Below are 25,720 nucleotides of genomic sequence, written 5' to 3'. Positions count from 1 at the left end.
GTATTCATGATAAAAAAGATAGTTTATAATAGGTATATTTACCTATTTATATATTCAGTGTTATTTACAATTATTTCTTATTATTCTGCAAATATGTCAAGTATAATATATGATTATCCTTTTCATCTAGGCAGAATTGTTGGTCTAGCTCAATCTATTCGCAACTATGATTTTTTACCTAGCTTAAACTATGTTTTTCTTAAAGGCTCAGGCTATGGTGTACCTATGTTTTATGGTAACTGGGTCTTATATCTTCCTGCTATAGTTTTTATTAAAACAAAGGTTGCTACACTTTCTTTTGCTGTGTTGGTCTGGCAATCGACTTTCGCAACAGTTTGCACAACTTATTTTACTTTAGAAAAGATGACAGGAAGGTGGCTTCACTCTTTTTGTGGAGCCATTGCAATATCCTGTTCAGTGACGTATTTTGGATTTGGGATGACTGCGGTGGTACCACTGATTCCGCTGTTATTATATTCAATTTACAAAGTGATTTATAAAGATGAGTGCAATCCAATCCTTTTAGCAATTGTAATTTCTTTATTGGTTCAAACTCATATAATATCTACAGTTGTCTTAGCTATTTTTGCATTAGTTTTAGTTCTGCTGAATATAGATTTGCTAAGTTTCAAAAAAATAAAATCTTTTATCTACTCTGTTCTTATTTCTATTTTATTGCTAAGTGGTTTTATTGTTCAGTATCTTGGGCAGAGTGCTTCACAAATATTTTTTGTTAATTGGAAATTACGTGACCATCCGTTTCCCTCTGGCGCCCTAATGGCTCCCGGTAGCATTCTGTCTATTTTATCTAATTATTATTGGCCGATTATATATGTATTTATTTTACTAGCTATTTTTTCCATTAGAAAATTAGATCGTTTCTCAAAGCAACTAGTTTTTGCTACAGTGTTAATGTTTATCTTTTCTTCTAACATCTTACCATGGCATCTATTAAGGGAGTCCTTTTTATCAGTTTTTCAGTATACCGAGCGCTTAATCTATCTGTTACCGGTTTTTGTCATTTTTGCACTTGCTAAATCAGCATCCAAAAATATAGTAATTCTAGCAACTGTTCTTCAGTTTTTAATTTATATTTATGCGTTTCCAATGAGATTTACAATAGATGGCATTCCCTACTCTGAGAGAGGTTATACATCAACTACTCGAGAAATTATATTTAATACAAATCAGGATGCTTTAAATGCATATAATAATCCTCTGACTTATCAATATGATACATCTGGTGATGAATATCTGAACATAGATGTCAATCATGAAAATATTAGAAATGGTGTTATTAACAATTTTGAATTTGACGGAGACTCTGTTGAAGTTACGAATATTAGACATGGCTATAATTTATTAGAGTTTGATGTAAAATTGGCCAGTGAAGGGGAGGAACAGCTAATTGTACTCCCAAGAATTTGGTATGAAGGATATATCGCTGAGTATTCGGAAGGTGCGAACGGAAGTCAACCTCAGATATTCTATGTTGAAAAAACTCCTGAGGAAATACATGCTGATTTACAAGTAGGAAAACCAGAAAATAATAAGAAAGCATTATATGATGGAAGGGCTACTCTTAAAATTTCCTCCAGTGGTCATGTATCAGTTTACTTTGCTAAAACTACTTTACAAAAAATAGGTTTCACGGTTGAAAGTATATCTTTTGTATGTTTATTTTGTTATTTGGTGGTATGTAAAATTTTGGAGAAATTAAATGAAAAAACTATCGGTCGTCGTTCCATGTTTTAACGAAGAAAAGACAATTGTTCCCTTTTTAGAATCTATAACGAAAATTGAAAATGAATTAAGCAGTAAACTTCAATTTAGCTATATATTTATAGATGATGGCTCATCAGACGGTACTTTAAAAGTCTTGAAGGAAGTTTCAAGCCAAAATCCGAATATACACTTTATTTCTTTTTCACGAAACTTTGGTAAGGAAGCTGCATTGCTGGCTGGATTGGAGTCGACCGATGGAGATTTTGTGACCGTTATGGATGTTGATTTGCAAGACCCTCCAGAACTTCTAATTGAAATGTATTCGAAAATAAACGAAGGTTACGATATTGTTGCAACTCGTCGATCCAATCGCACTGGGGAACCAGTTATTCGCTCATTTTTTGCTAACCTTTTTTATAAGATAATGAATAGAGTATCAAGTACGGAAATGGTTGATGGAGCACGAGATTTTCGGTTAATGACTCGACAAGTTGTTAATAGTATTTTAGAATTAAAAGAAGTAAATCGATTTTCTAAAGGATTATTTTCATGGGTAGGTTATAAAGTTACCTATATCTCTTATGAAAATCGTGAAAGAATTGCAGGAGAAACATCATGGAATTTTTGGAGTTTATTTAAATATTCTGTTGAGGGATTTATAAATTTTTCTGATGTACCATTAACACTTGCTACATGGGCTGGACTTTGCTCTTTTATTGTTTCAATAATAAGTACTATTTTTGTTATTATTCGCCAACTAATTTTTGCTGATCCAGTTCCAGGTTGGGCGAGCCTAGTGACAGTTATTTTATTCTTAGGTGGGATTCAATTATTAGCTTTGGGTATTATTGGTAAATATATTTCAAAAATTTTTTTAGAAACAAAGAAAAGGCCAATCTATATAGTAAAAGAAAAAAGTTAAATAGTTGGTTACTACTTTTGGATATATACTGATATTGTTCGTTAAAGTAAGTGGAAAAGAGGAGTATAGTGAAGTTTTTAGAATTGCCCATTTTAGCAATTATTGTTCCTTGCTATAATGAAGAGGATGTTTTACCAATTACTGCTCCATTGTTTTTAAAGAAAATACAATCACTAATTGAAGAAGGTTTGGTTGCTAAAAATAGTAGAATAGTATTTGTAGATGATGGAAGTAAAGATGATACATGGAAAATTATTTCTAATCTATCAAAACAATCAGTTCATTGTACTGGATTGCGTCAAAGTCGAAATAGAGGACATCAAAATGCAGTTTATGCCGGCTTGATGGAAAGTAAAAATTGGGCGGATATTACGATTTCCATTGATTGTGATGGTCAAGATGATATTGACGCAATGGATGAAATGATTTTTGCATATATGCAAGGAGCAGAAATTGTATATGGTGTCAGGAATGATCGTGATTCTGATAAATTTTTTAAGAAAACAACCGCTCACCTCTTCTATAAAATGCTGGATATGATGGGAGTGGAAGCTATCTATAATCATGCAGATTATCGTTTGGTTTCTAGTAAAGTTCTGAACGAATTCAAAAAGTTTGATGAGGTCAATTTGTTTTTGAGAGGTATGTTTCCTCTGGTTGGTTTTAATAGCTCTGCAGTTTATTATAAGCGTAACGAGAGAGTAGCAGGGAAAAGTAAGTATCCACTGAATAAGATGATAAATCTTGCATTTGATGGGATTACTAGTTTAAGTGTAAAACCTATTAGATTGGTAACAGTTTTAGGCTTGCTCATGGCTTTTATTAGTTTCTTAGTAATTCTTTGGATTTTTATCAAGTTTTTCTCTGGTCAAACCGTTTCAGGTTGGGCATCAAATGGTACTTTACTCAGCCTATTTTGTGGCGTTCAATTAGTATGTCTGGGGATAATTGGTGAATATATCGGAAAAATCTATTTAGAAGTAAAACACAGACCTAAATATATTATTAGTGATAGAACTGAAATAGAGCATGGGGACTAATTACTTTTTATAGAGATTCTAGTATTAGTAGTATTCACCTTATTATTGGTTATGTTATTATTGATTAAAAATTTTACTTATGGAGAACTAATGAAACGTTATAGATTCCAAATTTTTTTAATTCTATTCAGTTCTGTTTTGTTTTTAACCTATTTAGCATGGGCAAAAACAATTCCATTTGATGGTGCTCCTGATGAGTACTTACGCTATAAGATTCCAATGTTTATATATAAGCACGGACATCTTCCAACTGGCTATGATACCGAAACTTTATTTGATAGAGGTGGAAATTGGTCTTATGGCTTCTATTCTCAGTTTCTAGCTCCATTGTTTAGTGCGCTTTTCATGAAAGTGACGAGTCTATTTAGCCAAAGTGACCAGGCACTGTTATTAGCTGCGAGATTTACTAGTGTTATTAGCGGAGTTTTGACTGCAAATGTGATTGCACTTTCTGTCTGGAGAATCACAAAAAGTAAAATGATTTGCTTGTTTACAATCTTATTTGTTGGACTTTGGCCACAAATTATCTTTTTGTCCTCCTACGTTAATAATGATATCATTGGATTGTTGGGAGTAGCTTTAGTCACTGATGTAGTTGTAAAAACAAGCATTGCTCGCACGTGGACATATTTTGATACAATTTATTTAGCATTGGGTTTTATTGTTTGCTTATTAGGATATATCAATACCTATGGTTTTGTATTGTTTGCTGGTATATATTTCCTGTTCGCAATTAACTACTCTAATACATTGAAGAACAATAGCTTCGCAATGAAAATCAATCATTGTGTCTTATTATCAATTATCCTAATTGTCGTTGTTGCACCATTTTTTGTAAGAAATTATCTCTTATATGGAGATTTTTTTGGCAGTAGTGCCTTTGAAGCTGCTCATCAAAAATGGATTGAACAAGGTGGTGAGTCAATGTTAAATGGCGCTATCAGTTATGGTAGAAATTTTATAGAGTTTTTTACTTGGCGTAACTATGATTTTATTGTTTGGACTTGGCAGTCATTTATTGGTCGATTTAGCTATATGTCCTTGGTTCTGTCAGACTTTCTCTACAATGTCTATTGGTATAGTTTGATAATTGGAGTATGTTTTAGCATTTTTTATAAGTTTAAAATAAAGCTCTCGATATGGGAAATTTTTGCATATTTATCACTTGCAGGCTCAATGCTAATAACTATTTTTTTACACGTTTATAGGAGTTACTTTACTGATTATCAGCCACAAGGTAGATATATCATTGGATTATTTGTTCCACTATGCTTGATGATGATGTTCGGGTATTGGAAGTTATTAAAAATGTATCCGAAAATTCAAAGACTGGTTTTCCTTATTTCGGCTCTCTTACTTATTTTAAGTAGTATTCATATTTTCAAAAGTTATATTTATGATTTTTACATCATTCGAGGACTCGGTGTTATTTATCATTGATATATATTATTATGGTAAAATACAAAGAATTTGTGGATTTTAAAATTTGTTCAATAAATTAAGGTTTATTGGCAAGTAAACCTTGTCAACTATAAATGGTTGCTGAAAAGTTCGTAATAGAGAGAAGTAAAATATTTCATTTCTTTTACAAATAAGACGCCGTTGTCATATAAATGTAATAAAAAAATTCAAAAGATAGAGGTTTTCATAGGAAAATCTCTATTTTTGTGCTAGAATAATAGATGGAGGTCCGATATGATCAAAATTTTTGGTAAAATTCGTTACCATTGGCAACCGGATTTATCATGGGCCATTATTTACTGGTCACTTACCTTCACGCCTATTTTCATTGGTATGACACTTTTATTGGAAAAGTTGAGAGTTTCAAGATTATTTATCTTACTTCTCTCTCTCTTTGCTGTATTAGTAGTGCTTGGCTTACATCGCTATTTCGAGATAAAAGAAAAGCATTTACGGATTGCTTCAGCTAATCCTTTTGCAGTACAGAAAATTGAAATTGCTACCATAGAAAAAATTGAAGTTTCTTATCTAGCCATTCGCATATTTTCACAAGAATTTCCCAATGGGCAGGTGTATCACATGCGCAAATGGCCGAAAAAATACTTTATTAACCATTTAGCTATTCATAATTGCTTCAAGGGTGAGATTGAATTAATAGACCATTTAATAAAACAGGATTATTTTGAAGAGTATTATACAAAAAAAGCCAAATCAATCCGTTGAAATGGCTTTTGTAGGACATGATTTGATGGCTTTGAGAATATCTGGATTGGGTTCAATCGTTTTCTCAAATTGTGAGTCGTCTGAAAAAACAACGATACCGTCGTCATCATAATCGAATATAGATGAATAGGTTTGGCAGAGCCCACAGGCAATGCACCGTTCAGGAATAAGTTTTATTTTCATATTAGTATTGTAATCATATTTTAATAAAAATACAAGGAGTTTTCTCGATAATGTCACAAGAGCCATGGAATGAAGAAGTTTATCAAACAGAAACAGTTAGTCGAAAAGAACGTTTAAACAAGGGAGTAGCAAGTACAACAGTATTTACAGTTTTGGCAATTATTTTCTTTGTTATCGTACTGATTATTGGTATCACTGCCATCTATTTGTCGGTTGGAGGAAGTAAAACAGATTCAACTAAGGAATTTTATAATCCAAGCTCCGTTGCAGTTGTAGCAGAAAGTTCAACTTCAGTTGCAGAAACACAGGAGTCTACTTCTACTGATGCGACAGAAACAGAAACAACGGAAACAAGTTCCAGTCTAGCAGAGGCTACGGATGGCTCTACCCTTACTGTTCAAGCAGGTGAAGGTGTTGGACAATTAGCCGCACGTGGCGGGATTTCAATTGCTGAGCTAGAGCGATTAAATCCAGAGAAAATGACCACAGGGTCTTGGCTTGCGCATCCAGGTGATGTAGTCCGTATTAGATAAAGAGGAGTTATGAAATCAATTCAAATTGCAATTGACGGTCCAGCTTCAAGTGGGAAGTCAACGGTTGCTAAAATTATTGCTAAAAATTTTGGATATACTTACTTAGATACAGGCGCTATGTATCGCTCGGCTACCTATCTAGCCTTGACAAACGGCATAGAGGTCACAGATCAAAATAGAATCGTGGCCTTGCTTGCTCAGTATCCCATTCGATTTGGGCGTGATGAAAATGGCCAACAATTAGTTTTTGTGGGTGATGAAGATGTTACTTTGCCAATTCGTGATAACCAAGTAACAAATAATGTGTCGGCGGTAGCAGCACTTCCTCTAGTACGGGAAGAATTGGTACGCCTGCAACAGGAAATTGCCCAGGCTGGTGGTATTGTCATGGATGGTCGCGATATTGGAACAGTTGTTTTACCACAGGCAGAACTCAAAATATTCCTTATTGCCTCTGTTGAAGAGCGGGCCCTTCGTCGATTTAAGGAAAATACGGAACGTGGCATTGAGACCGACTTGGAATCTCTAAAGCAGGAAATTGCAGCTCGTGACTATAAAGATTCTCATCGAGAAGTTTCTCCTTTAAAGGCGGCAGATGATGCCATTACCTTTGATACAACAGGAGTATCCATCGAAGGTGTAGTGAAATTTATTTCCGAAAAAGCGAAAGAAATTCTTGACAAGTAGTTTTAGACATGTTAGAATAGTCGTATTGAGAAAAGCAGAAGTGAGAGCTTCTCGCCTTGCGACTAACGTTGTCTGGCTCTACGGATTAAGATTTCTTCGGAAAGAATAATGGTGTAGTGCGGACTTGTTTAGCAAGTCCGTTTCGTTTTTCTCGAAAAATATAAAATGAGGTGAAAAGCCATAGCAAAGCAAGATTTGTTCATCAATGATGAAATTCGAGTGCGTGAAGTTCGTCTTATCGGTCTTGAGGGTGAACAGTTGGGAATCAAACCGCTCAATGAGGCTCAGGCCATTGCTGATAGCGCCAACGTGGATTTAGTATTGATTCAACCACAAGCTAAACCACCAGTAGCGAAAATTATGGACTACGGTAAGTTCAAATTTGAATATCAGAAGAAACAGAAAGAACAACGCAAAAAACAAAGTGTTGTCACTGTAAAAGAAGTGCGTCTAAGTCCAGTTATTGATAAAGGGGACTTCGAGACAAAACTTCGTCATGCCCGTAAATTCCTTGAAAAAGGAAATAAGGTTAAGGTTTCGATCCGTTTCAAGGGTCGTATGATTACCCACAAAGAAGTTGGAGCGAAAGTATTAGCTGAGTTCGCTGAAGCAACCCAAGATATTGCCATTATCGAACAACGCGCTAAGATGGACGGACGTCAAATGTTTATGCAATTGGCCCCAGCTTCAGATAAAAAATAAGCTTTTTAAGCAAAAGGAGAATTAACATGCCAAAACAAAAAACTCACCGCGCATCAGCTAAACGTTTCAAACGTACAGGTTCTGGTGGATTGAAACGCTTCCGCGCTTATACTTCACACCGTTTCCACGGTAAAACTAAAAAACAACGTCGTCACCTTCGTAAAGCAGGTATGGTACATGCTGGTGACTTCAAGCGTATCAAATCAATGCTTACAGGTTTGAAATAAGCCGACTTACTAGAATTTAGATTATTATTTGGAGGAAAATTAAATGGCACGTGTTAAAGGTGGCGTTGTTTCTCGTAAACGCCGTAAACGTATTTTAAAATTAGCTAAAGGTTACTATGGAGCTAAACATCTCTTGTTCCGCACTGCGAAAGAACAAGTAATGAACTCTTACTACTATGCATACCGTGACCGCCGTCAGAAAAAACGTGACTTCCGTAAATTGTGGATCACTCGTATCAACGCGGCTGCTCGTATGAACGGTTTGTCATACTCACAATTGATGCACGGTTTGAAATTGGCTGAAATTGAAGTTAACCGTAAAATGCTTGCTGACTTGGCAGTAAACGATGCAGCAGCTTTCACAGCTCTTGCAGATGCTGCTAAAGCAAAACTTGCTAAATAAATATATAAAATAAAGAGTTTGGTCTGTGTACCAAGCTCTTTATTTTGTTTTAATTCGCTCGTGGCTTGCTAAATTTCAATTTGAACGATATACTTAAATGGTAAATTAAAAAGGCGACAAATTTTATTTTATGAAGTAAATGGATATGGCGATGAAGCTGGGCAAAAAGCCCAGCACTGCTTCTCAACGTTAGTGTCAACATCTCAGCGCAGTGGTTGATTGGCTTTAACAGTCCACTGGACTGTTAAAGGTTGGAGATAAGATTTGCGAAGCAAATCTCAGCAATTCGTGTTTTACACTCCAAATCTGACCATTACGACTGTTGCGAACAAAGTTCGCTTCATCTCCAACCTCCAAAGGTTCCCCGAACCTTTGGAGCTATGCGGGGGTGGGAGTGAAACAGTCTGGGGATAGACTGTTTCAGCTCAACAACTAGAAATAAAGACTTGTTGACGAACTCTTCTATGAATGGTCGAGTTCTTTCCCACTCCCATTTATCATATCAATAACATAAATATAATAGTAGGCAAGGAGAGAAACAGTGATATGAAACAAGGTAAGACTTTGCTTTATGTAGCAGGAGTATCGCTTATTTGTGCTGTAGTATTGGTAACCTATCAAGTGTCTAATTATAAAGAGCAATCGAGCCATCAAAAAATAACAAGCATAGAAACATCGCAATCAAAGCAATCAAAAGAGATTCCTTCAGATTCGAAAAAGGAAGTTCCAGGGATTGATAAAGCGACAGATGATGGATTTTTATTCACTGATGAGTCACAAATTGAGGAAAAAACTGATTTAGGAATTATTGTCAATCATGGCGATCATAAGCACTTTTTCTTTTATTCAGATTTAAAGAATACAAAATGGGCTTATTTAATTCCTGAGAACTATCAAGAAAAAACACATTCTTCACAACCTAATAGAAGTCAATTATCGTCAGGCTCGAAACAGACCGAAGATGAATACGTTTTTGATCCTAAAGATATTGTCGCAGAGGATGCCAATGGCTATACTGTTCGGCATGGGGATCATTATCACTATATTTTAAAATCAAGCTTAGGTGGCACGACACACAGACAATTGACCTCTGATAGTCGACAGTCGCCAACTCTTCCTATCGTTCACCAACAGGAAGGGATTCCGGGGATTGATTTTCAAACGAGTGATGGTTTCTTGTTTGATGGGCAAAATATCAGCGGTGTAACGGAAACCGGGATTCTAGTAAGGCATGGGAAACATTTGCATCTTATTCATTTTGAAACATTGAAAAAGAGTAAATGGTCTTATCTTGTGAACCAGTATAAACCAAATGTTGAATCGGATAAGAAGCCATTGTCCGAGGTAGATAATACTGAGTATCAAACCAAATTGGACTACTTAGCAAAAGAACTGAATTTAGAGCCATCACATCTTAAGAAAGTCATCGTTGACGGTCAAATTGGATTAGAGTATCCGCATGGAGATCACACACATATTGTTTTATTAAAGGAAATTGATACAAGGAAGCCGTTTGAAAGTCCAGAGGATCGTATTCTTAAGCAAAAGGATGGAGAAACTCTTGAACAGAGAAAAGAACGTCTCATTAAGCAGTACATGGAGCGTTTTAAAGTCAAACGTGAGGACATTACAATTGACGGGAACTATATGAGTGTACGCCATGGGGACCATGCGCACGTTTATAAAATTGATCCTAGTTTGCCAGATGATCCTGAGCGTGATGTTAAGACCGAAACGGTAAATCTTGCAATTGAGAAACAATCGGTATATGGGCCTTTTTATACAGAAGGTTCAACAGAAAATTTAACACGTAATGGTGTCCATCAAAAGTATCATCCGGAAGGTCTTCAGGATATTAAAAATTTCATTCTAGTAACATTCAGTACAAATAGTGATTTTGGTGATTTTGTCGTTAATGGTAAAAAAACGAAGAGAGTTTATTATTTGGTTCGTAAAGATTTAAATTGGGAGGATTTGAACATCACCTATCCGCAGACCCTTCAACAAAAGGGACGCGTCTTTAATGGTTGGAATGCTACTTTGCCAAAGTCTGGTAAGATGGCAAGAGAACATCAAAGTTTTTATGCTGATTTTGATACTGTTTATCGTAAGCCAACCAAAAATATTTACACTCCAAGTGATGATGTTTCAAATATTGATCTGTCAGACTATGTACCTGTTAAATATAGTGCGATAGCCAATGGGCGTTTAAAATTAAATGGTGAGATTCGAGCAGGGTTCATATACTTTGTGAAATCTGACTTAACTTGGAAACAAGCTAAGGAGCAGGGGCTTGTTGTACCAGAACCGGTTCCAAGTAAAGATTATGAATTCATCGAGTTTAGGACAGTTATTACCGGTGGAGAAAAAGATACAGATTATGTTAGTGCCACAACGAGCTTGGCAGCATTTGGGACAACAGCTCCTCGTATAGGACCATATATTGCCGAAAATACGGATAATCCAACGGACATCAATGATCCAAGTAGACATCCAAATTACTATTGGCATGATCCAAAGAATTATGTAGCTCTTGCATTTCGAGCAGGTGACGGCGGTCAACTTCAGACTCATTTGGGAACTAGTAAAACAGTTGTTTACCTTGTTAGAAAAGGGTTAACATTGAACCAAGCTGGAATTTTTCCGCCATCTTTGAAGAGTGATACAGGTTATAAACGAGATTATACAAAACCTGTTATTCCAAATGTAGCATGGGACACACCTATTTTGGAAGATACTGTCTACGATATTCATTTCGATAAAGTTGAAAGTGATAGCAAAGATGGGACGGTTGAGTCAGGTGATACTTGGTTGCCTGGAAATCCATTGCCGAATACTCCAGATGTCCCGAATGGAGAAGAGGATGCAGACGGCTGGTTAGATGATTTGTTGACACCTAGTTCAGAAGTAGAAACTGTAACAGACATTGAAACTACAACAGAAGATACAAAAGCAACTGAAAGTAGTACTGTTGCACCCATAGATGTCCCTAAGAATCCATCAGCAGGGGAAGAGTCTAGTGAGGATTCTATATTTCCTTGATGCAATAGAGATGAGTGATTTGAAATAGTGGTCTAATACTCTTCGAAAATCAAAATCAGACGTTGTTGACTTGATTTGATGAGTGGGAGCGGGAAAGAACTCGACTGGTCAAAAAAGAGTTCGTCTTCCCGCCCCCGCACAGTTGATTAGGTCAGATTTGGAGTGTAAAACACGAACAAATCTGCCAATCAACCACTGCGCTGAGATGTTGACACGAACCCTGAGAAGCGAGATTAAACTTTTTGCCCAGCCTCAGCCTGTTACCTTGAAACAAAATAGTAACAGGGTTCTATCTGCTAAGTAGAAACGAACTACGTTCGCTCTATCTCCAACCTCCAAAGGTTCCCCAAACCTTTGGAGCTAGCCTGTTTTTGATTTTCATTGAGTATAAAAAGGCTTAGAATCAATGTAGTAACTGACATGATTCTAAGCCTTTTAGTGTATTACTGCGAATTTGAACTGGTACTTGTTGAGCTAGTGCTTGTACTTGTACCAGTATTTGGTGTGCTAGTAGCAGTTGTACTACCGTGAAGTTCTAGGTAGCTTGGTGCTTTAAATAGTTCAATTGTTGATTTATTGCCGTTTTTACTATACAAACTTGTCGATTGTGTACCAAGTTTATTCTCCAGTGCAATCTCGGCAGCCAATGAGTCAATGTAGTTATATTGACTTGAATCCAAGGCTGGCAATCCATTGTCGAAGAATCGGATAAGATCACCAGTTTGAATGGCATCGCTAGTCGCTAGTTGTGCTGCGGTAGCTTCTTTAATTGCATCAATTTCTTTCTGAGTTGTCTCATCTGGATTTGTAATTTCAAGACCAGTTTCTGTATAGTAGATTTTACCTTCGTAGCTAGTGTATTTTGGTGTGATGAAACTGCCAGCGGTTCGAAGAGCCACAATTTGGCTGTGTTGGCTGGAAAGTAGATCTTGACCAACTTGAAGATAGTTATCGGATTTGATTCCTAAAAGATGTTCGAGAGTAGGAAGTGCATCAATCTCACCACCATAGGTATCAAAAATCCCACCGTTGGTCATTCCAGGTACAACAATCATATATGGAACACGTTGCATCATGGCATTGTCAAAATCTGACCAAGTCTGTGAATCTTTTCCAATCAACGGTGCCAAGTCAGGATTACGTGAATTAGAAATTCCATAGTGATCACCATAGAGAACGATGACGGAGTTTTCGTACAAGCCAGTCGCTTTTAAGTAATCGAAAAATGCCTTTATGGACGCATCGAGATAGTTGGCAGTAGCAAAATAGCCATTAATGGTTTCATCATCTGTATTGGCTAATGGAAAGCCGATTTCATCCCCAATCAAGCTGGTTGTATAGGGGTAGTGGTTGGAAACTGTGATAAATTTGGTATAGAAGGGTTGCTGTAAATGTTCCAGATATTGGATAGAGTCGGCGAACATGATTTTATCATTCAGACCGTATTGGAATGAATTTTCAGCAGTGGCTTCAGAGAAGTAGGATTGATCAAAGAAGTAATTGTAACCCCACTGTTTATAGGTGTTGTTCCTATTCCAGAAACTGGCTGCGTTACCGTGGAATACAGCAGATGTATAGCCACCATTTTGAGAGAGAATATATGGTGCAGCTTGCTGGGTATTGCTTCCACCATATTGGACCATGAAAGAGCCTTGATTGAGTCCAAAAAGTGAGGTTTCAATCATGGTTTCGGCATCAGAGGTTTTACCTGCCTTCACTTGGTTAAAGAAATTAGAAAAGGCGAGAGTAGAGCTAGAATGATACAGAGAATTGAGGAAAGGTGTGACTTCGTATTCGACACCGTTAACGTTCAACTTATAGTCAATAACAAATTGTTGTAAGCTTTCTAGGTGGAGATAGATAACATTTCGTCCTTTGGCAATACCGAAGTAGTTGTCATTCGGTTGAGCATAATGTTCTGTAATATATTGTTTTACAGGCTCCAGGTCTGAGGCAGTGGCCCCAGAGCGATCCTTATGGGCATTGTAGGTTTGATTAGCATTGTAGCCAAGGAAAGCTGGTAACCCAAGGGCTCTGACGATATAAGTATTAGAAAATCCTCTTGTAAGTAGCTCAGGTCTATCAATTTCTGCTAAAAAGAGATTGATAGAGAACAATAATACTGAAAAGGCTGTGATGGCAAAGCTAGATTTTTTATGAAATGGAGTTTTGTCCCAGTGAAATGCCTTACGGTAGACTAAGAAACCAAAAGCTATAAAATCAAGAAAATAGACAATATCCCATAGCCTAAATAACTTAAGAGCCGCTTCTCCTAGTCCAGCAGATACGCTAGAGGTAGCCATCATGGTAGAAATGGAGATATAATCGGAAAATTCTCTATAATAGACTGCATTTGAAAAGAGCCAGGCGAAAAGAACAATATAAATGGTCATCGCTACACTATAGAATACTTTCGTATTCTTTATATAAAGCGAGAGACCAAGCAATAAAATCCCTACTGGTAGAGGATTTATAATAGCGATAAAATTTTGGAAAAATCCTTGGGTATCTAAATTAAAATCAACATAGTAGGCCCAGAGTGTTTTGAGCCAGTAAATGATTAGCAAAATCAAGACGAAGCCAAGTCGAGTTTGTCCGCTCTTCTTGACGTAGTCAATTAGTTTTTTCACAATAAAACCTCATGGTCCTTTCTAAAAGCTTAGTTCATTATACCATAATTTTAAAATAAGCCTCAAAGTTTAGAGTTTTTTTGGCATATATGAAGAAACATGTTATAATAATTCTATGAAAATAAAGGTAAACCGTATTGCAGAACAGAAAATAAACAGAGGGATTCAACTCTTGGATAGCGCTGATTTTTCAGGTTTTTCGTTTGATGAAGACAGGCTGGCTGTTTTGTATTCAGAATCTGGAAGCTATTTAGGTCAGGCTTATTTGTCCAAACAGAATAAGGGAATAGGCTGGCTGTTTAGTAGAAGCAACCAAGACTTGACCGTGGATTTTTTTGTTAAATTATTCGTGGATGCTAAACAGAAACGTCAACATTTTTATCAATCTGAGATGACGAATGCTTTTCGTTTATTTAATCAAGATGGAGATAATTTTGGTGGAATGACGGTTGACTTGTATGATGAATACGCAGTTTTTTCATGGTATAATACCTTTATTTATTCTGTCAAAGAGATGATTGTTGCTGCATTTCAACAGGTATTTCCAGAAGTAAGAGGAGCTTATGAGAAGATTCGTTTTAAAGGTTTGGCCTTTGAGTCTGCTCATCTTTATGGAGAAGAAGCCCCTGAGTATTTCACTGTGTTGGAAAATGGAGTTCACTATCAGGTCTTTATGAATGATGGACTGATGACGGGAATCTTTTTGGATCAGCATGAGGTACGTGGTTCCTTGGTGGATGGCCTGGCGGCAGGCAAGTCACTTTTGAACATGTTTTCGTACACGGCAGCATTTTCTATTGCTGCTGCCATGGGCGGAGCAGGGGAAACGACTTCTGTTGACTTAGCCAAACGCTCGCGAGAACTTTCTAAAGCTCACTTTAAGGTTAATAGTTTAGACTTAGATAATCATCACTTTGTAGTAATGGATGTATTTGAATATTTCAAATATGCCAAACGTAAAGGCTTGACTTATGATGTGATTGTCTTGGATCCACCAAGCTTTGCACGAAATAAGAAACAAACCTTTTCAGTAGCCAAAGATTACCACAAGTTGATTTCTCAATCTTTGGAAATACTAAATACAGGTGGAACTATTATCGCTTCGACCAACGCTGCAAATGTTTCTGTTGAAAAATTTAAGCGGCAGATTGAAAAAGGTTTTGGTGTTAGAAAACACCGTTATGAGGCAAGTTATCGCTTGCCAGCCGATTTTGTAATCAATAAAAATGATGAAAGTAGTAATTACCTAAAGGTCTTTACGATACAGGTAGATAAATGAAAATAGTAGTTCCTATTATGCCTAGAAATCTGGAAGAGGTAGAGGCCATTGATGTAGAACGTCTAGCAGAGGCAGATATTGTTGAATGGCGAGCAGACTATCTTCCGAAAGATGATATTTTAAGAGTAGCACCTGCTATATTTGAAAAATGTAATGGTAAGGAAGTGGTTTTCACCATTCGGACAACACGTGAAGGTGGCCACTTGGATTTGGACGATCAAGAATATGTTAATTTAATCAAAGAAGTTGCAGCGCTTTATCAGCCAGATTATATTGATTTTGAATATTATTCTTATAAGTCGGTTTTTGAGCAGATGTTGGAGTTTCCTAATCTTGTGTTGAGTTATCATAATTTTAAGGAAACACCGTCTAATTATATGGAAATCATGTCTGAACTGACTAGCCTGTCACCAGCTGTTGTTAAAATGGCTGTAATGGCTAAGACAGAGCAGGACGTCCTAGATGTTATGAATTATACTCGTGGTTTTAAATCGCTGAACACCGAGCAGACATTTGCGACAATCGCTATGGGTGAACTAGGGAAGTTAACGCGTATTGCAGGTGTGATTACAGGATCCTGCTGGACTTTTGCCAGCTTAGATGAAACATCTGCACCTGGACAGATGTCTTTAGGCAATACTCGTAAGTTTTTGGAAATTTTGGAGAATTAAGTATGCGTTATTTAACAGCTGGTGAGTCTCATGGACCACGTCTAACAGCCATTATTGAGGGAGTTCCAGCTGGTCTTCCTTTAACAGCCGAGGATATTAATGAAGATTTAAAACGTCGCCAGGGGGGATACGGTCGTGGTAGTCGGATGCAGATTGAAACAGATCGCGTAGAGATTACGGCTGGTGTTCGTCACGGTAAGACAACCGGTGCCCCGATTACATTGAATGTGACCAATAAAGACCATCAAAAATGGTTGGATATTATGGCAGTTGAGGACATCGAAGAGAAGCTCAAAAGTAAGCGTCGTATCAAACATCCACGACCAGGACACGCTGACCTAGTTGGTGGTATGAAATATCGCTTTGATGATTTGCGTAATTCCTTGGAGCGTTCTAGTGCGCGTGAGACAACTATGCGTGTGGCTGTTGGTGCGGTTGCCAAACGGATTTTGGCTGAGTTGGATATTGAAATTGCTAACCATGTAGTCGTTTTCGGAGGGAAGGAAATTGATGTCCCAGATGGTTTAAGCGTAGCAGAAATCAAAGAGCGTGCAGCCCAGTCAGAAGTATCCATTGTCAACCAAGAGCGTGAAGAAGAAATCAAAGCCTATATTGATCAAATCAAGCGAGATGGAGATACTATTGGCGGAGTGATTGAGACTGTTGTTGGAGGAGTTCCGGCTGGCTTGGGGTCATATGTGCAATGGGATAAAAAGTTAGATGCAAAATTAGCACAGGCTGTTGTATCGATCAATGCCTTTAAAGGTGCAGAATTTGGAGTTGGTTTCCAAGCTGGTTACCTAAAAGGGAGCCAAGTCATGGACGAAATTCTCTGGTCCCAAGAAAAAGGATATACACGCCGAACCAATAATCTAGGTGGTTTCGAAGGTGGTATGACCAATGGCGAGGCCCTAATCATTCGTGGTGTTATGAAACCAATTCCGACCCTCTATAAGCCATTGATGTCGGTTGACATTGATACCCATGAGCCTTATAAAGCTACTGTGGAGCGTTCAGATCCAACGGCTCTCCCAGCAGCTGGTGTGGTCATGGAATCAGTCGTAGCTACAACTCTAGCGACAGAAATCCTAGAGAAGTTCTCTTCCGATAATATGGAGGAATTGAAAGCTGCAGTAGCCAGTCATCGCGACTATGTCAAAAATTTCTAGGTAATTAATGAAAAAAACGATTTTAATTGTAGGTCTAGGGTTGATTGGAAGTTCACTTGCGCTCTGTATTCGCAAAGACCATCCTGACTATCACCTCATTGGCTTTGATCCTAACGAACAATCATGCCAAATTGCCTTGGGCAAGGGGATGGTTGATGAGGTGTCAACGGAATTGGAGGGTGTAGCAAAGCAGGCTGATGTGATTCTTCTTTGTGTTCCAATTCAAGTTTCTTTGCGTTTAATTGAAGAATTTAGTACCCTTGAATTGAAGGATACGGTCTTGATTACAGATGCAGGTTCAACGAAGTCTGCAATTGTGGCTGCTGCAGAGGAACATTTGGCGCCAAGACAAATTAATTTTATCGGTGGCCACCCTATGGCAGGTAGTCATAAATCTGGTGCCAGTGCAGCAGATCTCTATCTATTTGAGAATGCTTACTACATTATGACACCGTGTCAGGCTACCAAGCGGGATGCGGTTCCCCGATTGACAGATTTGTTATCTGGAACGGGGGCACGTTTTGTTCAGATTGATGCAGCAGAACATGACCGTGTGACCAGTCAAATTTCACATTTTCCACACGTATTGGCTTCTAGTTTGATGCATCAAGCTGGAGAGTTTGCGCAAGAACATCCCTTTACGAATAATTTTGCAGCTGGAGGATTTAGAGACATGACACGGATTGCGGAAAGTGAGCCAAGCATGTGGACTAGCATTTTGCTGACCAATGCAGATTCTATTCTAAATCGAATCGAGGAATTTCAAGAACGTCTTTCAGAAATTTCAGATGTTCTCAGATCTGGCGATCAAAAAGCAATTTGGGACTTTTTTGATAAGGGACGTCAAACTCGTAAAGCCATGGAAATTCACAAGCGTGCAGGTGTTGATTCTTTCTACGATTTATTCCTTAGTGTTCCTGATGAGGAAGATACGATTTTGAAGGTTTTGGAAGTCTTACGGGGTATTTCCATTGTCAATATTCGTATCAATGAAGAGAACCGTGAAGATATACACGGTATTTTACAAATTACGTTTAAAAACAAGGGAAATTTGGAAGACGCTGCGAAACGTTTAAGAGAGCAGACGACTTACAAAATTTATTCAGATTAGGAGAAAATTATGTCAACAAATATCTATGATATAGCAAATGAATTGGAACGTGCAATCCGTAACCTGCCTGAATATAAGGCGGTGGAAGCCGTTAAGGTCTCAGTTGAGGGGGATTCAGAAGCCAAAGAAATATTGGAAAGTTATATTTCTTTCCAAAAAGAAATCCAATCTAAATTGCAGGCTGGTGAAATTCCTACTGAAGCTGACCAAAAGAAAATGTTGGATTTCAACAAGAAAGTTCAGGGAAATCCACTTTTGACGGAATATTTCAGCAAGCAACAACAGTTGGGAACTTATGTAGCTGATTTGGAACGTATCATCTTCAAGCCTCTCAACGAATTGTTGTAATATATTTATATTTGATAGGAGGCAGGGTATTAGGTCATGGATTGACGCTTAGTATACACTGCTTACGTAGAGTTCTTATCTCCAAGTACAGATTCAGAAACGGTACTTTGGGGAGTAAGAACTCTTTTTTCTACCTTCTCACAGCATCCATTTCTTATAAAGTTATGGTAATTACTTGACATTTTCTAATAGAAGTTCTACAATATATTTAGTATATGGTTATAACCAGTTTGATAGGTATATATATCAATAAAGGAGATAATATGACAGTATTTATAAAAGCAAAATCTATTATTTTACCAGAGAGTGAGGTCGAATCAGCCTATTTGGAAATTACTGACAAGGGTCAGTTTGGACGGATTGTGACCGAAAAGCCTGAAGGGGAGATTGTTGATTATTCGGACTTTCATTTAGCACCAGGGCTAGTTGATACACATATCCACGGCTACGCTTCTCACGATGTTATGGACAATGATTTTGAAGGGATCAAGGTAATTTCAGAAGGCCTCTTGTCTTGTGGGGTAACCTCTTGGCTTCCAACGACCTTAACAGATACGACTGAAAATTTAGATGCAGTTTGTGAAACGATTGGGACTTATGCAGGGCAGGAAACAGGCGCCAAGATTCAAGGTATTTTCTTAGAAGGTCCCTTCTTTACAGAAAAATACAAGGGAGCACAAAATCCTAAGTACATGAGCGATCCATCCATTGAAAAGTTGGACAACTGGCACAGCTTATCGAAAGGTTTAGTCAATAAAATTGCTATTGCTCCAGAACGTGAAGGTGTCAAAGAATTCATCGAGTTTGCTAACAGCAAGGCAATTCATACTGCCTTGGCTCACAGCGATGCGACCTATGCGCAAGCGGAAGCGGCAGTAGAAGCTGGTGCCAATATCTTCGTCCATGTTTACAATGGGATGAGTGGGCTTCATCACCGTGAACCAGGTATGGTCGGGGCTGCTTTGAATTTAAAAAATGTCTATGCGGAAATGATTTGTGATGGACACCATGTTCATCCAGCTGCGGCAGAAATCGTGGTCAAAGCACGTGGAGCAGAGGAAACTGTTTTGATTACGGACTGTATGCGAGCTGGCGGTATGGGGGAAGGGGAGTCCCGCCTCGGTGAATTTGAAGTTGTTGTAAAAGATGGAACTGCTCGTTTAAAAGAAAGCGGTAGTTTGGCAGGTTCTATCTTAGAATTGATCGAAGCAGTACAAAATGTTGTGAAATGGGGCTTGGTATCCCTACCTGATGCCCTTCGTATGGCCTCTCTGGCACCAGCTCGCTCTGTCAATATTGACCATATTTGTGGTCGGATTGCAGAAGGTCGAGCTGCAGACTTTATCGTCGTAGATGATGCAGGACGCTTACAAGCGACCTATCTAGATGGCGTGAAACGATTTGGTTAATAAAATTCCTTAGGAGGAAACTAATGACAAAATTACAACTTTCTCAGGCTAAATTTGACCACATGACCCGTTTGTCAAACAGCAATCAGGTGATTGCGGCCTTGGCGATCGACCAACGTGGTGCATTGAAACGCCTTTTGGCTGCAGCAGCAGGTGGTGGTGAATTTGGAGATGACATTTTGATTGACTTCAAAAAAGTCATTTCAAGCGATTTGACCCCTTATGCAAGCTCTATCCTCTTGGATGCTGAGTATGGTGTTCCAGCTTCAGAATTGCGTCATGCAGATTGTGGCTTCATTGCTGCTTATGAAAAAACAGGTTACGATGCGTCCACACCAGGTCGTTTGCCAGACCTTTTGCCAAACTGGTCTGCAAAGCGCATCAAGGAATTGGGTGCAGATGCCGTAAAAATCTTGCTTTACTATGATGTAGATGACAAGCCAGAAATCAATGACATTAAGCATGCCTGGGTAGAACGTATTGGTAGCGAGTGTATCGCAGAAGATATTCCTTACTTTGTCGAAATCTTGACTTACGATGCCAGCGATATGGATGTGACTTCTCGTGAATACGCAGCCCTCAAACCACACAAGGTCAACGGCGCCATGCGTGAATTTAGCAAGTCACGTTATAATGCAGACGTGCTCAAGGTTGAAGTGCCTGTCAATATGAACTTTGTAGAAGGCTACACGGATGAAGAGCCAGTCTATACAGTTGAAGAAGCTAAGGCCTTCTTCAAGGAGCAAACAGATAGTACCCACTTGCCATTCATCTATTTGAGTGCGGGTGTATCTGCTAAACTCTTCCAAGAGACACTTGTCTTTGCCAAAGAAGCTGGTTCAAGCTTTAATGGTGTCCTGTGTGGTCGGGCGACTTGGAAGGATGCAGTAGCCATCTTTGCAAGCGAGGGTGAAGAAGCAGCCAAAGCTTGGTTGGCAGATCAAGGCCGCCGCAACGTAGAAGAACTCAACGAGGTTCTAGCAACTACAGCATGTCCTTGGACTGAAAAAGTCGAAGTAAAATAATTGTTTTAGTAGGGTCTGAGCTTAGGTTCAGACTTTTTTGTGACATCAAATATAGTCATTTATACCCTTCGAAAATCAAAATCAGTCGTTGTTGACCTGATTTTGCACTCCGCTCTTATATCTCCCACCTTGAGCAGTCCATTTACTGTGCAAGCAATCTAGGGGACTGTTTCAAGTCAATGCTAGAAATTGAGTTATAGCTGCGGCTGATGACAGATCGTTTTATAGCTAATAATATAGGGGGTTATTTTTAGAAAAATTCGAAAAAACTTGAAAAATCTGAAAATTTACGCAATTTCCTATTGACAAATAATTTGAAAACAGTTATGATAGTTACAAATAAATGAGAAAGGGAAACAGAGATGTTACAAATGTGTCAAAATCATTCAGCTAATCATACTTATTTCTACGGCTATTTTAGATAGTGTTTGTAGACATGGTAAACATGGATGCAAACACGGGAACGTAAAGTTTGTATCTATGTGGCTGTAGCTATTTTGACATGTGCCCATAGATGATACATCTAAATGGCACGGATAATTCATTCTGTTTTCCTATACAGATGAAATATAAGGACCGTTTAGAGTGTAGTCTAAGCGGTCCTTTCTTGTTTGCAATTATATTTATAAAAGGAGAATAATCATGGGATTTAAAAAAATTATACTTAGTTCAGTAGCACTTTTGTCAGCAGTAACGCTTGCTGCATGCAGTTCCAATTCGTCAGATTCAAGTTCAGTCAATGTTGGTATTATTCAATATGCTGAACATGAAGCATTGACCTCAGCTCGTGAAGGTTTTGTAGAGGCACTCGAAGAAGCAGGCTACAAGGAAGGTGAAAATCTGACGATTGATTTGCAAAATGCCCAAGGTGATCAAGCAAACTTACAGACAATGGTTGAGAAATTGGCAGGGAAAAATGATCTTAACTTTGCCATCGCAACACCGGCAGCCCAAGCCATGCTTAATGCAGATGCTGAAACATCAAGTGTATTCACAGCTGTCACAGATCCAGTTGAAGCAGGTTTGGTTGAATCATTGGAAAAACCAGGTGGGACCATGACGGGATCGACTGATGCAACTGATGTGGAAGGTCAAATTGAGATGTTGCTCAAAGTTGTACCAACTGCGAAGACGGTCGGTATTTTCTACAATTCTAGCGAGGTAAACTCAGAAGTTCAAGCTGAGCAGGCTAAAAAAGCACTCGAAGCAAAAGGTGTAAAGGTAGAAGTGACAACAGTTACGACGACAAATGATGTTCAGCAAGCTATTACTTCACTTGCAGGAAAAGTCGATGCTATCTATCTTCCAACTGATAATACAGTTGCCTCTACAGCTTCAACAATCGGTGATATTTTAAAAGAAGCAAAAGTTCCAGCTATGGGAAGTGACGCGGCAGTTATTGACGCAGCTCTATTTACCTACGGTGTCGACTACCATGCTATCGGTGTTCAAGCTGGTGAATTGGCTGTGAAGATTTTGAAGGGTAAAAAGCCAGCTGACTTAGCAGTTGAAAAACCAAATACAGCGGCTATTACCGTCAATGAAGAAATGGCTAAAGCTGTTGGTATTGATGTAGCGACTATAAAAGCATTAGAATAGTAAAATATTTAGGAGAAGAAACGTTTATGTATTATAAGCTAGTAAAAAAATTGGCAACTATTTCAGTAGCAAGTATGGGTTTGCTAACACTTGCAGCTTGTTCCTCATCATCAGAACAAGCTTCCTCAGATGTGGTCAAAGTTGGAGTACTTCAGTATATGGAGCATGAGTCATTGACAGCTGCGCGTGAGGGTTTTGTGGCGGAATTAGAAGCAAATGGCTATAAAGAGGGTGAAAAATTGGTTTTGGATTATCAAAATGCCCAAGGTGATCAAGCTAACCTTCAAACTATTTCTGAACAATTAATCGGTGGAAATGACATTGTCTTAGCAATCGCGACACCATCTGCTCAAAGTTTAGCGACTGTGTCAACGGAAACACCTATTGTCTTTACAGCAGTTACAGACCCATTATCAGCTGATTTGGTTGAATCGATTGAAAAACCAGGCGGTCTCTTGACAGGTACATCTGACCAGGCACCAATTGACAAGCAGGTTGAATTGCTTGGTCAAGCCGTTCCAGATGCCAAGACTGTTGGTATTTTGTACACAACCAGCGAACGTAATTCAGAAGTTCAGGTTGAACAAGCCAAAGAATTGCTTGAAAAAGCTGGTTACAAGGTAGTGGTAAAAGGCATCACTTCGACTAATGAAGTACAAGATGCGACAACAAGTTTGATGAAGGATGTAGATGCTCTCTTTATTCCAACAGACAATACTGTCGCTTCAACCATGACCATGATCGGTGAATTATCTGTGGAGCATAAGGTTCCAGTAATCGGTGGTTCAACGGACATGGTGGATGAAGGAGGTCTTTTGACTTACGGTACCAACTATGAAGCTTTAGGTCGTCAAACTGCAAAAATGGCTATTAAGATTATCGAAGGAGCCAATGTGTCAGAAACAGCGGTAGAATACCCGGAGACTGTCAGTCTTCACGTTAATGAAGAAATGGCTCAGAAATTAGGTATCGATACTTCTAAGCTTGCTGTATCTGAATAAGATTGGTACGATAGAACCTAGTATTGACTACGAATTTAGAAAAAGGAGAAAATCGTGGATATTATTTTATCAAGTATCTCGCAAGGCTTGCTTTGGTCAGTTATGGCGATTGGTGTTTACTTGACGTTTCGTATTTTAGATATTGCTGATATGACAGCTGAGGGGTCTTATCCGCTTGGAGCTGCTGTTTGTGCGACAGGGATTGTGAACGGAGTGAATCCCTTGCTGGCAACCTTTATGGCTATGGTAGCTGGTATGGGTGCAGGCTTGATTTCTGGTTTACTTCATACAAAACTAAAAATTCCAGCCCTTTTGACCGGTATTGTAACCTTGACAGGTCTCTACTCTATCAACTTGAAAATCTTAGGCAAAGCCAACGTAGCCCTGCTCAAACAAGAAACACTGGTGACCCAATTGCAGGATTTCGGTCTAACGAAAACCAATGCTGTTTTGGTGATTGGTCTGGTCTTTGTACTAGCAGTTGTAGGCCTATTGACGCTCTTACTCAATACACAAATTGGTCTAGCTATTCGTTCAACAGGGGATAACATTCCAATGAGTGAGGCCAATGGTATCAATGTAGATAATATGAAAATCTACGGCTATATGTTGTCGAATGGTCTAATTGCCCTTTGTGGTGCTCTTCTTACTCAGAATAATGGCTATGCAGATCTCAACTCTGGTACAGGTACCATTGTTATCGGTTTGGCATCTGTTATTATAGCGGAAGTTATCTTGCGTAACTTGCGCTTGGGCTGGAGGTTGCTGTCTGTTGTACTGGGTGCAGTTGTTTACCGTTTGATTATCTTAGCGATTTTGGAAATTCCAGGTATGGATGCAGACCTTGTTAAACTCTTCTCAGCTATCCTTCTGGCAACCGTTCTCTATGTGCCAGAATTGCAGAAGAAATTGAATATTCGTCGTCCAAAATTGAATGGAAATGCTTAGGAGGAAGTCATGTCTACAATTTTATCAATTCAAAATATTCATAAAACCTTCGAAGCTGGAACAGTTAATGAGAACCATGTCCTTCGTGGGTTGAACTTAGATGTAAAAGAGGGTGATTTTATCTCCATTATCGGTGGTAATGGTGCTGGTAAATCAACTTTCATGAACTCACTTGCAGGTGCCTTGACGGTTGATTCGGGTGATATTTTGCTTGAAGGTAAATCCATTAAGCATGTCTCAGCTGCCAAACGTTCTAAGGACATCAGCCGTGTCTTCCAAGATCCTAAGATGGGAACAGCTTCCCGCTTGACCATTGAAGAAAACATGGCTATTGCCTATCGTCGTGGATTGTCACGTGGTCTTGGCTGGGGTGTCAAAGATAGTGAACGTGCTATTTTTAAGGAAGCCTTGAAAGAGCTTGGTCTGGGACTAGAAAACCGTATGAAGGTTGATACGCAGTTCCTTTCAGGTGGTCAACGTCAGGCCTTGACATTGATGATGGCTTCACTGGTGAAACCAAAGGTTCTGCTCTTGGATGAGCACACTGCAGCCCTTGATCCAAAAACCAGTGATATGGTCATGGAATTGACTAAGAAGATTGTCGAGAGTCACCAGTTGACTGCCCTTATGATTACGCACAACATGGAAAATGCCATCGAATACGGAAATCGTTTGGTCATGTTGCACCGTGGTCAGATTGTTGTCGATGTAGAAGGAGAAGAGAAGAAGAACTTGACTGTTCAAAACTTGATGGACCTTTTCTACAAAAACAGTGGTGAAAAGCTAACTGACGATGAGATGATTTTATAGACAATATGTAAAGACCCCCAGTTGAGAATTCGTGGATTTACCTGTACACTAGAATAAAAAAACAATCAACTT

General features: G+C 38.5%; 24 protein-coding genes and 1 other annotated feature. Of the genes, 22 read left to right on the top strand and 2 right to left on the bottom strand.

Features of this window, described 5'->3' with window-relative positions; all coding sequences use genetic code 11:
* The first annotated feature begins 6 nt into the window (after nucleotides 1-6).
* The 5 genes from P7J49_RS09380 to P7J49_RS09360 all read left to right on the top strand — a co-directional run bounded on the left by P7J49_RS09380 (nucleotide 7) and on the right by P7J49_RS09360 (nucleotide 5,871).
* Nucleotides 7-1,755 (top strand): hypothetical protein, encoded by a 1,749-nt coding sequence (locus P7J49_RS09380; protein WP_408570524.1) that lies wholly within the window; start codon nucleotides 7-9, stop codon nucleotides 1,753-1,755.
* Nucleotides 1,721-2,647: a glycosyltransferase family 2 protein gene (locus P7J49_RS09375; RefSeq protein WP_099872010.1), complete on the top strand. Its 927-nt coding sequence runs from the start codon at nucleotides 1,721-1,723 to the stop codon at nucleotides 2,645-2,647. The genes P7J49_RS09380 and P7J49_RS09375 overlap by 35 nt, the downstream gene beginning before the upstream one ends.
* Nucleotides 2,648-2,715: 68 nt before the next feature.
* Nucleotides 2,716-3,687, top strand: a complete 972-nt coding sequence (locus tag P7J49_RS09370; protein WP_408570523.1) for a glycosyltransferase family 2 protein — start codon at nucleotides 2,716-2,718, stop codon at nucleotides 3,685-3,687.
* Between the two features lie 90 nt (nucleotides 3,688-3,777).
* Complete coding sequence (locus tag P7J49_RS09365) at nucleotides 3,778-5,127, top strand: hypothetical protein (RefSeq protein WP_408570522.1); 1,350 nt, start codon at nucleotides 3,778-3,780, stop codon at nucleotides 5,125-5,127.
* 255 nt (nucleotides 5,128-5,382) lie between these two features.
* Nucleotides 5,383-5,871, top strand: a complete 489-nt coding sequence (locus tag P7J49_RS09360; protein ID WP_014637746.1) for an EbsA family protein — start codon at nucleotides 5,383-5,385, stop codon at nucleotides 5,869-5,871.
* Here P7J49_RS09360 and P7J49_RS09355 read toward each other — a convergent pair.
* Nucleotides 5,860-6,054, bottom strand: coding sequence for a ferredoxin (locus tag P7J49_RS09355; RefSeq protein WP_044669890.1), 195 nt, complete (start codon nucleotides 6,052-6,054; stop codon nucleotides 5,860-5,862). The two genes, P7J49_RS09360 and P7J49_RS09355, sit on opposite strands and share 12 nt — an antisense overlap.
* A 50-nt stretch (nucleotides 6,055-6,104) precedes the next feature.
* Here P7J49_RS09355 and P7J49_RS09350 point away from each other — a divergent pair, with 50 nt between their 5' ends.
* From P7J49_RS09350 to P7J49_RS09325, 6 genes are all read left to right on the top strand, one after another.
* A complete protein-coding gene (locus tag P7J49_RS09350; protein ID WP_029186925.1) occupies nucleotides 6,105-6,587 on the top strand; it encodes an SAG1386/EF1546 family surface-associated protein in 483 nt (160 codons plus the stop codon).
* Nucleotides 6,588-6,596: 9 nt separating this feature from the next.
* Nucleotides 6,597-7,274 carry a (d)CMP kinase gene (cmk, locus tag P7J49_RS09345; protein WP_014637749.1) on the top strand — a complete coding sequence of 226 codons (678 nt, stop codon included), beginning with the start codon at nucleotides 6,597-6,599 and terminating at the stop codon, nucleotides 7,272-7,274.
* Nucleotides 7,275-7,300: 26 nt separating this feature from the next.
* Nucleotides 7,301-7,429 (top strand) — a sequence feature (ribosomal protein L20 leader region).
* A gap of 40 nt (nucleotides 7,430-7,469) precedes the next feature.
* Entirely contained in the window at nucleotides 7,470-7,976 is a 507-nt protein-coding gene (gene infC / locus P7J49_RS09340) for a translation initiation factor IF-3 (protein WP_002940606.1), read from the top strand.
* Between the two features lie 26 nt (nucleotides 7,977-8,002).
* Nucleotides 8,003-8,203: a 50S ribosomal protein L35 gene (gene rpmI, locus P7J49_RS09335; protein ID WP_012027223.1), complete on the top strand. Its 201-nt coding sequence runs from the start codon at nucleotides 8,003-8,005 to the stop codon at nucleotides 8,201-8,203.
* A 43-nt stretch (nucleotides 8,204-8,246) separates the two neighbouring features.
* Nucleotides 8,247-8,606 carry a 50S ribosomal protein L20 gene (gene rplT, locus P7J49_RS09330; RefSeq protein WP_012028296.1) on the top strand — a complete coding sequence of 120 codons (360 nt, stop codon included), beginning with the start codon at nucleotides 8,247-8,249 and terminating at the stop codon, nucleotides 8,604-8,606.
* Nucleotides 8,607-9,152: 546 nt separating this feature from the next.
* Nucleotides 9,153-11,648, top strand: a complete 2,496-nt coding sequence (locus P7J49_RS09325; protein WP_408570521.1) for a pneumococcal-type histidine triad protein — start codon at nucleotides 9,153-9,155, stop codon at nucleotides 11,646-11,648.
* A gap of 443 nt (nucleotides 11,649-12,091) precedes the next feature.
* On the opposite strand, the gene P7J49_RS09320 is transcribed toward P7J49_RS09325, so the two are convergent.
* Nucleotides 12,092-14,278, bottom strand: coding sequence for an LTA synthase family protein (locus P7J49_RS09320; protein WP_408570520.1), 2,187 nt, complete (start codon nucleotides 14,276-14,278; stop codon nucleotides 12,092-12,094).
* Nucleotides 14,279-14,393: 115 nt separating this feature from the next.
* On the opposite strand from P7J49_RS09320, the gene P7J49_RS09315 reads away from it, so the two are divergent.
* The 11 genes from P7J49_RS09315 to P7J49_RS09265 all read left to right on the top strand — a co-directional run bounded on the left by P7J49_RS09315 (nucleotide 14,394) and on the right by P7J49_RS09265 (nucleotide 25,648).
* A complete protein-coding gene (locus P7J49_RS09315; protein WP_398582493.1) occupies nucleotides 14,394-15,557 on the top strand; it encodes a class I SAM-dependent rRNA methyltransferase in 1,164 nt (387 codons plus the stop codon).
* Nucleotides 15,554-16,228 carry a type I 3-dehydroquinate dehydratase gene (gene aroD / locus P7J49_RS09310; protein WP_024411475.1) on the top strand — a complete coding sequence of 225 codons (675 nt, stop codon included), beginning with the start codon at nucleotides 15,554-15,556 and terminating at the stop codon, nucleotides 16,226-16,228. The genes P7J49_RS09315 and aroD overlap by 4 nt, the downstream gene beginning before the upstream one ends.
* Nucleotides 16,229-16,230: 2 nt before the next feature.
* Complete coding sequence (gene aroC / locus P7J49_RS09305; RefSeq protein WP_408570519.1) at nucleotides 16,231-17,397, top strand: chorismate synthase; 1,167 nt, start codon at nucleotides 16,231-16,233, stop codon at nucleotides 17,395-17,397.
* Between the two features lie 7 nt (nucleotides 17,398-17,404).
* The gene (locus P7J49_RS09300) at nucleotides 17,405-18,508 is read left to right on the top strand and encodes a prephenate dehydrogenase (protein WP_408570518.1); all 1,104 of its coding nucleotides are present in this window, start codon (nucleotides 17,405-17,407) and stop codon (nucleotides 18,506-18,508) included.
* A gap of 9 nt (nucleotides 18,509-18,517) precedes the next feature.
* Entirely contained in the window at nucleotides 18,518-18,856 is a 339-nt protein-coding gene (locus tag P7J49_RS09295; protein WP_024401417.1) for a YlbF/YmcA family competence regulator, read from the top strand.
* 263 nt (nucleotides 18,857-19,119) lie between these two features.
* Nucleotides 19,120-20,265, top strand: a complete 1,146-nt coding sequence (gene nagA / locus P7J49_RS09290; RefSeq protein ID WP_024395469.1) for an N-acetylglucosamine-6-phosphate deacetylase — start codon at nucleotides 19,120-19,122, stop codon at nucleotides 20,263-20,265.
* A 23-nt stretch (nucleotides 20,266-20,288) separates the two neighbouring features.
* A complete protein-coding gene (gene lacD, locus P7J49_RS09285; RefSeq protein ID WP_408570517.1) occupies nucleotides 20,289-21,290 on the top strand; it encodes a tagatose-bisphosphate aldolase in 1,002 nt (333 codons plus the stop codon).
* 642 nt (nucleotides 21,291-21,932) lie between these two features.
* Nucleotides 21,933-22,889, top strand: coding sequence for an ABC transporter substrate-binding protein (locus P7J49_RS09280; protein ID WP_408570516.1), 957 nt, complete (start codon nucleotides 21,933-21,935; stop codon nucleotides 22,887-22,889).
* 26 nt (nucleotides 22,890-22,915) lie between these two features.
* Nucleotides 22,916-23,890, top strand: coding sequence for an ABC transporter substrate-binding protein (locus tag P7J49_RS09275; protein ID WP_408570515.1), 975 nt, complete (start codon nucleotides 22,916-22,918; stop codon nucleotides 23,888-23,890).
* A gap of 54 nt (nucleotides 23,891-23,944) precedes the next feature.
* On the top strand, nucleotides 23,945-24,838 hold the full coding sequence (locus tag P7J49_RS09270) for an ABC transporter permease (RefSeq protein WP_002940642.1): 894 nt from the start codon (nucleotides 23,945-23,947) through the stop codon (nucleotides 24,836-24,838).
* Nucleotides 24,839-24,847: 9 nt separating this feature from the next.
* The gene (locus tag P7J49_RS09265; protein WP_002940641.1) at nucleotides 24,848-25,648 is read left to right on the top strand and encodes an ABC transporter ATP-binding protein; all 801 of its coding nucleotides are present in this window, start codon (nucleotides 24,848-24,850) and stop codon (nucleotides 25,646-25,648) included.
* The last annotated feature ends 72 nt before the right edge of the window (nucleotides 25,649-25,720 follow it).

Origin of the sequence: Streptococcus suis (assembly GCF_046032515.1) — a bacterium.
Taxonomy (GTDB): domain Bacteria; phylum Bacillota; class Bacilli; order Lactobacillales; family Streptococcaceae; genus Streptococcus; species Streptococcus suis_AL.
The sequence above is the reverse complement of the archived record's forward strand: the minus strand, read 5'-3'. Positions and strand labels throughout refer to the sequence as shown.